Raw genomic sequence first — 7,357 nt, forward strand, 5'->3', positions numbered from 1 at the left:
TCACTTAAAAAATTGTTTTCAATAGGCAAACCAATTTGTGCGATCCCAACTCTAAATTCATATTTTTGTTTCTCGGGTTGTTCTTTTAATACATCCTGATAGATAAGTTGATATTTTTTTCTAGGGACTATTGACATTTGATTGCTAATACCTTGAGTAACTATTTTTAAAACGTCTTGGATATAGTCTTCAATTTGAGCCATCTTGAGACGTTCCTGAAGCGATGCATTGCGCTGGTTCAATTCTTGCCATTTTTCAAACTCAATTTCAAAAGTTTGCCTCTCTTCAGCAATTTTATGAGTCAATAAGTCGAGATTCTTTTCTGTGGCAGTGAGCTTAGCTTGATCGTAGTATTTCAGGGCTTGTTGCAACTCCCCTTCAATGGTAGCAAATTTCGCGCGCAACAATAAGGCTTCTACAATCATGGGAAACATTTGTTGGTCTTGAGCCTTATTAGAGAATTGTTGGATCAGGGTTTTCGCCTCCGTCCACACTTCAGGATCACCAAAAGATTTTACCTCAAAGAGGAGGAGGTCACAGTAATTAATTGTGGCTAATGCTGTCCATTCGAACCAAATAACCTCTTCATTAACAATATGATTCAGTAGGACCTGAGCTTGGACTTTATCTTTCATCCGTCTACTTTGTTTTAAGACCAAAGCCTCTGCTAACTGGCTTCTAATGTAGATCTGTTTATTCGGGGTTCGAGTATGAAGCTGTTGAAGTTGGTTCAGGTATGCTTGTGCTCGAGTTTGATCCTGTTGGTCTAAGGCAAGAAGAATAAGATAGAATAAGGTATATGATGACCATATATTGTTCCCTATCACCTCCTCTAAGGCTAAACTCCGTTGAAAACACTCTATCGCCTTGTCCAGCTCACCTTTAGCACGATAGATTATACCAATATTGTCTAAGGTCGTGGCAATATCTTGGGGGTTACCAAGTTCCTCCTTTAAGGCTAAACTTCGCTGAAGATATTCTAATGCCTTGTTCAGCTCACCTTTAGCACGATAGGCATCACCAATATTGTTTAAGGCTAGAGCAATGTAAAAGGGGTTGTTAATCTTATCAAATAAGGTTAAACCACGTTGATAGTATTCTAACGCCTTATCCAGCTCGCCTTTAGTACGATAGATTAGACCAATATTGTTTAAGGATCCTGCAATATCTTGAAGGTTGCCAATCTCCTCACGTATGGCTAAACTTTGCTTCCAATGTTTTAATGCCTTGTCCATATCCCCTAAAGTATAATAGAAATTGCCTTGTACATTTTCGAACAAACCTACCCATAATGTCCCAGCTTGCCGTTCCTTAACCGTTAAGGTCTCTACAATAGAGTTTCCTTCCTTAATGGGCTCTAAAGCATCATCCAGACGTCCCAGTTTCCATAAGGCATACAGTTGAGCTATAAGCAACGCCAATGTCATAGTTTTATCATTCAGAGACACAACATTCGCACGGGCAGCTGTTACTACCTGTAAAGCATCTTCGAGCTTTCCTAAAAAAACTAAGGAGCGACTTTTATAATAAAGGCATTCAATTTGTTCGTTTTCAGGTAAGGAAGCAAATATTTCTTGGTGATCCTTCTGTGCTAACTGGTCTAGGACTTCCTGATACTTACCGTTCTCATAGAGGTCTTTAAGGGTCTTTACCAGCATTTTCAGTGTCTGCTCTCTTTATTTTGTTGAGTATGAAATGTATCCAGTATAATCTGAGATATAATATATAATGGTTATTCCTCTATCTGATATGAGTCTAGCATTCACATATTTTGCTACTTATCGTATACTATTTGACATTTTAAATTATGTTTTATATAAAAAAACTAGTTATACCAAACGTTTACCGAAATTGAAAAGTCTTGTATAGCTGAAACGATTATAACTGACATTTTGCGAAGTTTTACTGACAAAGATTACTCATACTGACAATTTCTATTTTCGATTAATGTCTGCTGATATAAAAGCTCTTTTGGATGTACATTTTAATAGCACAAAACTAGATAGAAAGTGCCTTTTTTAGCAGTAAACAGGTAATAATAATCAGTACATCTGCTAGTAGGCTTCAGATATATACCCTAGTATATATTTTTCTTAATCTAACCAACGTTTAACACTTGAAAAGGTTTATATTTATTTTGTAAATTCTAAATGTTACTTTACTTGAGTTAATAGAAATCACAAATACAAAGATCTATGTGTTCCAGAACTAATTCACTAAAAAACGAAATTTGATAATATCGAATTATCAGTAGTTTTTTAGGAAGTTTTTCATCTGGAATGGATTACCATGACCAGGATACACAGTATTCAAAGATAAAGTTATCAATTTAGCGATACTAGCATCAAAATTTATAGGATTATCGATCAGAGAACCCTTTATTGGTCCTTGTTTTTCATTATTTTCAAGTAGGTCACCAATGAACAGATCACCCTCTGTTGTATGAAATCCAATAGATCCACTGGAGTGCCCAGGGAGGTGAACAACTTTAGCACTAAATCCATACTCAGAAAGATCATCCCCTTCCTTGAGGTATATATCTGGGGTAAATTGATCACTCTTCTTTAAACTCATCTTGAATAATGGTAATATCATTTTAACAAGTTTTCTAATGATTATATTACGACTTCCTCTGGAATAGAAGAGATCTCCATGTTCAACCATTCCTAAATCATTTTTATGCATAGCTATTTTGCTCTGATATTTCTCACGGAGATACGCACAATTACCTGAATGGTCAAAATCCCCGTGCGTCAGTAAGATTAACATTAGATTGCCAGGTTGAACACCAACGTTATCTAGCATATTTTCAATGTTAATGCGTTGATTAGAAAACCCAGTGTCAACCAAGATATAACCATTTTTGGTTTTTATAAGATAACAATTAACACCTCTAAATGTAATGGCTTTAATTAATCCAAAAGTATTTTCATTCAACATTCTCACCTAATTTTTGTTGTATTAATTTTCTAATGACATAAATTGAACAAAACAAGTTAATTAGTTGTAGTGATTTGAAAAAAATTTAAACACAAAGAATCCTCATTACTTCTCATTTCACAAGATTCGTTTGAAGTTTACCATTTATTCTCTTTGATATTGAAGGAATCTTGTTTAAAACGAAGGAGAGGATTAACCAACCTATAATCAGATACATAAGAATGAATTTAAGAAGTGCGAATGTCGAATGTGTTATAGCAAGCCAGTTTGGAAATCCCATTGGATTAGTAGTCATCAAAAGGAGAAATATATTTTCTATTGCATCACAGATTGCACATAGAATGCCAATCCTTGCAATCATATTACCTAATTTCAGAGGTAAACTTCCTTGTTGATAGTCCCATGCTAGATATCTTGCACTACTATAGAAAAAGCAGCCATAAGCGATCATAAATACATAATCCACGAGATTTCCTAGAATAAAGAATGCAATATCCTCAGATTTCATCATAGCAAAATATCCTTTGATTATTTCGGCATTAAATCCTAATTGAGTGTCATCCAATGTACCAGCATATCCAGATAATTCCAATAGTATTATCACTAGAGTAGCTGTTGTTAACACTATTGGTAGGCTAATATAGATTAAACGTTTCATCAGGAGTTTTCCTGATGCTTTTAAACTTTCATTATTGGTTTGTTGAGATTCTTTCATATCCATTAATTTCACCTATTAAATGAATGAACGTTCATTCACTATATCGATTTATTTTTAAATGAATGAACGTTCATTTATATATGTTTCTATATTGAATAATTCTCATGAATTTTTCTTAAAGGAGATTTTTGCACAGAATGAGGCCTAAAGATCAAACCAAATATAATGCCATTATTGAAGCTTCTCTTAACCTGGTAAAAGAGTTAGGGTTTACTGATATTTCCATTTCAAAAATTGCAAAGCAAGCTAACATCTCCCCAGCTACAATCTACATTCATTTTAGGAACAGAGAGGACCTCTTCACAAAATTATATATAAAAATAAGAACTGATTTGAGTACTGAGATATTGCAGGGGATAAATGACAAGATGGACATTAAACAAATCTTCAAATCTATTTGGAATAATTCCTTCACCTATTATCTTAATCACCCTGATTCCATCATTTATCGTGAAAAATTCGAACAGACCCCAATGATGGAAAATATCGATCCTAAAGATTTCAAATTGTATAATTATGTTAATAATCTCTTCCAACGGGGTATTAAAGAGCAGATCATCAAAGATCTCCCAATTCCACTTCTAACTTCTTTCGCTTTTATCCCAATTATCACTTTGCTAAACTTCCATTTTAGGGGGGCTATTAACATGGATAAAACTAATATTGTTGAAGCATGTGAAATAGCATGGAATACTATTAAGATAAGTGACTCAGCTCAATAAAAGCTAGCTTTAACAATTATAGTACCAGTTTCGCATCCTGTAATTAAAATTCTCGATATTAGTATAATCTAAATATTTTTACTAGAGTTCTTAAAATGCATTCTAATGAACTTTTAAACTAATTAAAATTACTTGAGAGCTGTATAATGCTTTTGAATAATAAATTGAAGGATTGATTCAAATCCATCTGCATTTTCAGTTATTCCATAATATGCGACATGAGGAGCTTCCGTTAGAATCTCTGGTTCGTCAATGTGTTGCTGAATCAATTCATCTGGTCCCAATTCTACAAAAGCTATAGGTATTTGGTAGCCTTCATTCTCCTTTATTAATTTTTTATAAAAAGTTTTGGCCGCTTTAAAGGAATTTTCATTATTCGTTGAAAATAAAATAATTGCTCCTTCTTTTTCATTATAGTACGTTTTTGCGAGCTTATCAATTAGGTATGGGCTTATAGGCTGCATTAGATTTATTTTAACAGTTCCTTGATGAGTTTCAAAAAGGAATGATGCAATATTTAACGAAACAAGAGCTTTTTGATTTTCGATTTTATCTGGATATTTCTGAAGGAAGGCTTGAATAATATGATCAACAGGTTTATCGAGAAAACTAAGAATGGCAATATTAAATATCATATTTGGAGTAAGATTGTTGTTAGACAATTATGATCACACCTGTAGCAACCTAATCTCGCAACAATTACCATAGGTTTTTGTTCAGGATTACAGTTCTATCTATATAGAGAGCAAAATAAAAACACATCTTTTTATCCATAATGATATTCCTTGGATCTTCATTATTTTCAAGCGTGTTTACAAAGCTAGGTGAAAATTGATCAATTTATTTATTCTTTAATCTTAGGAACTAAGTAACATAATGAAACTATACAACCTCTTAAAAACTTAAAAAGATATTTTTACTAGCCCTATTTTGTATCTGAAAACCATTTCGATTACATTATATTAATTTATGACAATTTTCGCTTTCTCTTATGAAATATTATCTTAAAATTCCCTCTATCGTTCCAATTTATAATGTCGTCTATCAGCTATCCAATGGGGGAAACGTGATTTTATCGAATGAGTAGGTGAAACCACAACAGTTGAATCCCCCTCAGGGGTAGTTCGAAAGACTTTGGTATAAAGATATTTAATTGGATGGGTAATCATACCGGGAATTTCTGGTTCTTTTACATAAACAAGGAGAAAAATGGAGAAAATCATTAGTACACTCCTGATTAAGAAGATAATTGTAATATTGAGAAAAAATTCTATTATGAATCCACCAAGAATGGGGCTGATAAACATTGTTAATCCAACAAAAGTATTATAGACAGCAATGAGAGTAGTACGATATTGTGGATGGACTAAATCAAGAACCATAACTGTTAAAGCACTATTAAATATCCCCCACCCAAGCCCAAGAATGATCCAGGCCAAAAAACACCAATTAAATGTAGGAACAGAAAAATAATAAGGAATAATTATAAGGAGAGTGCTAAAGATAAGACAGAGGATACCACAGAAGAGAGGGAATTTTCTACCAAAATGATCTAATATATTATATTTAACAATAACAAGGTTAACAAAGAATTGAACTACTGTAGTTAAACTAGTTAATATAGACGCTTGAAAGAAACTAAAATGGTAATATTCAATCTCTAAAATAATAAAAAACGGTGAAGACACATTGACTGCAAAATAAAAGAAAGCTACAAAAACAGTAAAGACCCAAAAGGTTTTAAACTTTTCAAAATAAGCACTTATCTTCTCTATAAAATTTAATCTTGAAGGTTTAGCATGAACTGTTAGATTTTGATTAATAAAAATTATAGGATCAATTTTATATAAATTGTCTGCATCTGGTACACTTCTTTGGAAAATTGCTGCAGTCAATATACCTAAAAATGCAGTCCAGAAAAAAAGGATAAGAAAGGATATCTGCGGGTCTAATTTAAAATCATCGCTCAGGAGGGTGAATATAAAACCACCAAGCATTGCACCGATTAAGGTACCAATCAAGTTACCTTGAGTAATGCGATTAACACGTTGAGCTCGTTTAGAAGAGGGGATGTGATCAGCCATTAAGGAAGCTTGAGTTGGTGCAACCGCAGAAAAAAAAATACCTTGAAAAAACCGAAAAATAAGTAATAAAAAAGCTTGTCCTACTCCGAGAAATGCCATAGGGATGTAAAAAATAGCAGAGAAAAATCTGCCAGTAACAACAAAAATACTTGTTCTTTTTACCCTTACTGAGATACTAGCCCAGACAATTTGAAAAATATTGACCAATGAATACAGGCCAGATAGCCACCCAACTATACTTGTGGAAGCACCAAGCTGAGTAGCAAAAATAGGTAAAAATTGATCTACGCTAGCTTTACTAGCACTATCAATCGCATTAGAAAGGTACCATCCGTTGAAATTAACTTTTCGTGGCTTATTAACAGTCTCAGTAGTTTGACTCAAATTAGAACCCTTTTAATGAAAATGTATTAACTCTTACATTCTTTTTGAACCTTATTAATCAGTTGTTTTAGTGGTTTTCAATAATTCTCAAAAGTTTTTCTTCATTATCTGGAGGACGAATGAATCTCTTAGGTTTTTTTTGCCAGCTATTAACACTTAACTTCAGTAAATATGATCTTTGTTATATAGATAAAGGGGAAACATAACGTCGCATTATAATTCTTTAAAGAACTATTTCAGTTTGTTTTTAAATAAAATTTTGCTATTAACTCTTTTCTATTAACTGATTTTTAACTTTTTAAACAATTATGAGCAAGAAAACAATATCTAAATTGTAATTCTTTGGGTCAATCAGAAAATAACCTATTTCTTGAATGGTGGTTTTGGGATTAGGACTGGAGTATTTTTTTTGTATTCCTCGTAATCCTCTTGACCACCCCATTTTTCATCAGCACGGTTCTCAAGGATTGGAATCCCACTAACTCTAGTAAGAAGTAATGTGACAAAAA

7 protein-coding genes are annotated in these 7,357 nt (G+C 32.9%); 1 reads left to right on the forward strand and 6 read right to left on the reverse strand.

All coding sequences use genetic code 11. From position 1 onward, the window contains the following. The 3 genes from ACWVCY_RS04995 to ACWVCY_RS05005 all read right to left on the reverse strand — a co-directional run. A partial coding sequence (locus ACWVCY_RS04995) for a tetratricopeptide repeat protein (RefSeq protein WP_455140783.1) occupies nucleotides 1-1,658 on the reverse strand: 1,658 nt, incomplete at its 3' end. A gap of 589 nt (nucleotides 1,659-2,247) precedes the next feature. Further along, nucleotides 2,248-2,937, reverse strand: a complete 690-nt coding sequence (locus ACWVCY_RS05000; protein ID WP_455140785.1) for an MBL fold metallo-hydrolase — start codon at nucleotides 2,935-2,937, stop codon at nucleotides 2,248-2,250. Between the two features lie 115 nt (nucleotides 2,938-3,052). Further along, nucleotides 3,053-3,661, reverse strand: coding sequence for a hypothetical protein (locus tag ACWVCY_RS05005; protein ID WP_455140787.1), 609 nt, complete (start codon nucleotides 3,659-3,661; stop codon nucleotides 3,053-3,055). A 134-nt stretch (nucleotides 3,662-3,795) separates the two neighbouring features. On the opposite strand from ACWVCY_RS05005, the gene ACWVCY_RS05010 reads away from it, so the two are divergent. Then, a complete protein-coding gene (locus ACWVCY_RS05010) occupies nucleotides 3,796-4,380 on the forward strand; it encodes a TetR/AcrR family transcriptional regulator (RefSeq protein WP_455140788.1) in 585 nt (194 codons plus the stop codon). 128 nt (nucleotides 4,381-4,508) lie between these two features. On the opposite strand, the gene ACWVCY_RS05015 is transcribed toward ACWVCY_RS05010, so the two are convergent. The 3 genes from ACWVCY_RS05015 to ACWVCY_RS05025 all read right to left on the reverse strand — a co-directional run. Continuing rightward, nucleotides 4,509-5,042 (reverse strand): hypothetical protein, encoded by a 534-nt coding sequence (locus ACWVCY_RS05015; protein ID WP_455140790.1) that lies wholly within the window; start codon nucleotides 5,040-5,042, stop codon nucleotides 4,509-4,511. A gap of 354 nt (nucleotides 5,043-5,396) precedes the next feature. Beyond that, nucleotides 5,397-6,848, reverse strand: coding sequence for an MFS transporter (locus ACWVCY_RS05020; protein ID WP_455140792.1), 1,452 nt, complete (start codon nucleotides 6,846-6,848; stop codon nucleotides 5,397-5,399). Nucleotides 6,849-7,211: 363 nt separating this feature from the next. Further along, a partial coding sequence (locus ACWVCY_RS05025; RefSeq protein ID WP_455140794.1) for a DUF1295 domain-containing protein occupies nucleotides 7,212-7,357 on the reverse strand: 146 nt, incomplete at its 5' end.

It is taken from the genome of Candidatus Hodarchaeum mangrovi, assembly GCF_975850365.1.

Coding starts and splice junctions, on each gene's coding strand:
- ACWVCY_RS05010 (WP_455140788.1), top strand. CDS start 3,796: ATGAGGCCTAAAGATCAAACCAAATATAATGCCATTATTGAAGCTTCT.
- ACWVCY_RS05005 (WP_455140787.1), bottom strand. CDS start 3,661: ATGGATATGAAAGAATCTCAACAAACCAATAATGAAAGTTTAAAAGCA.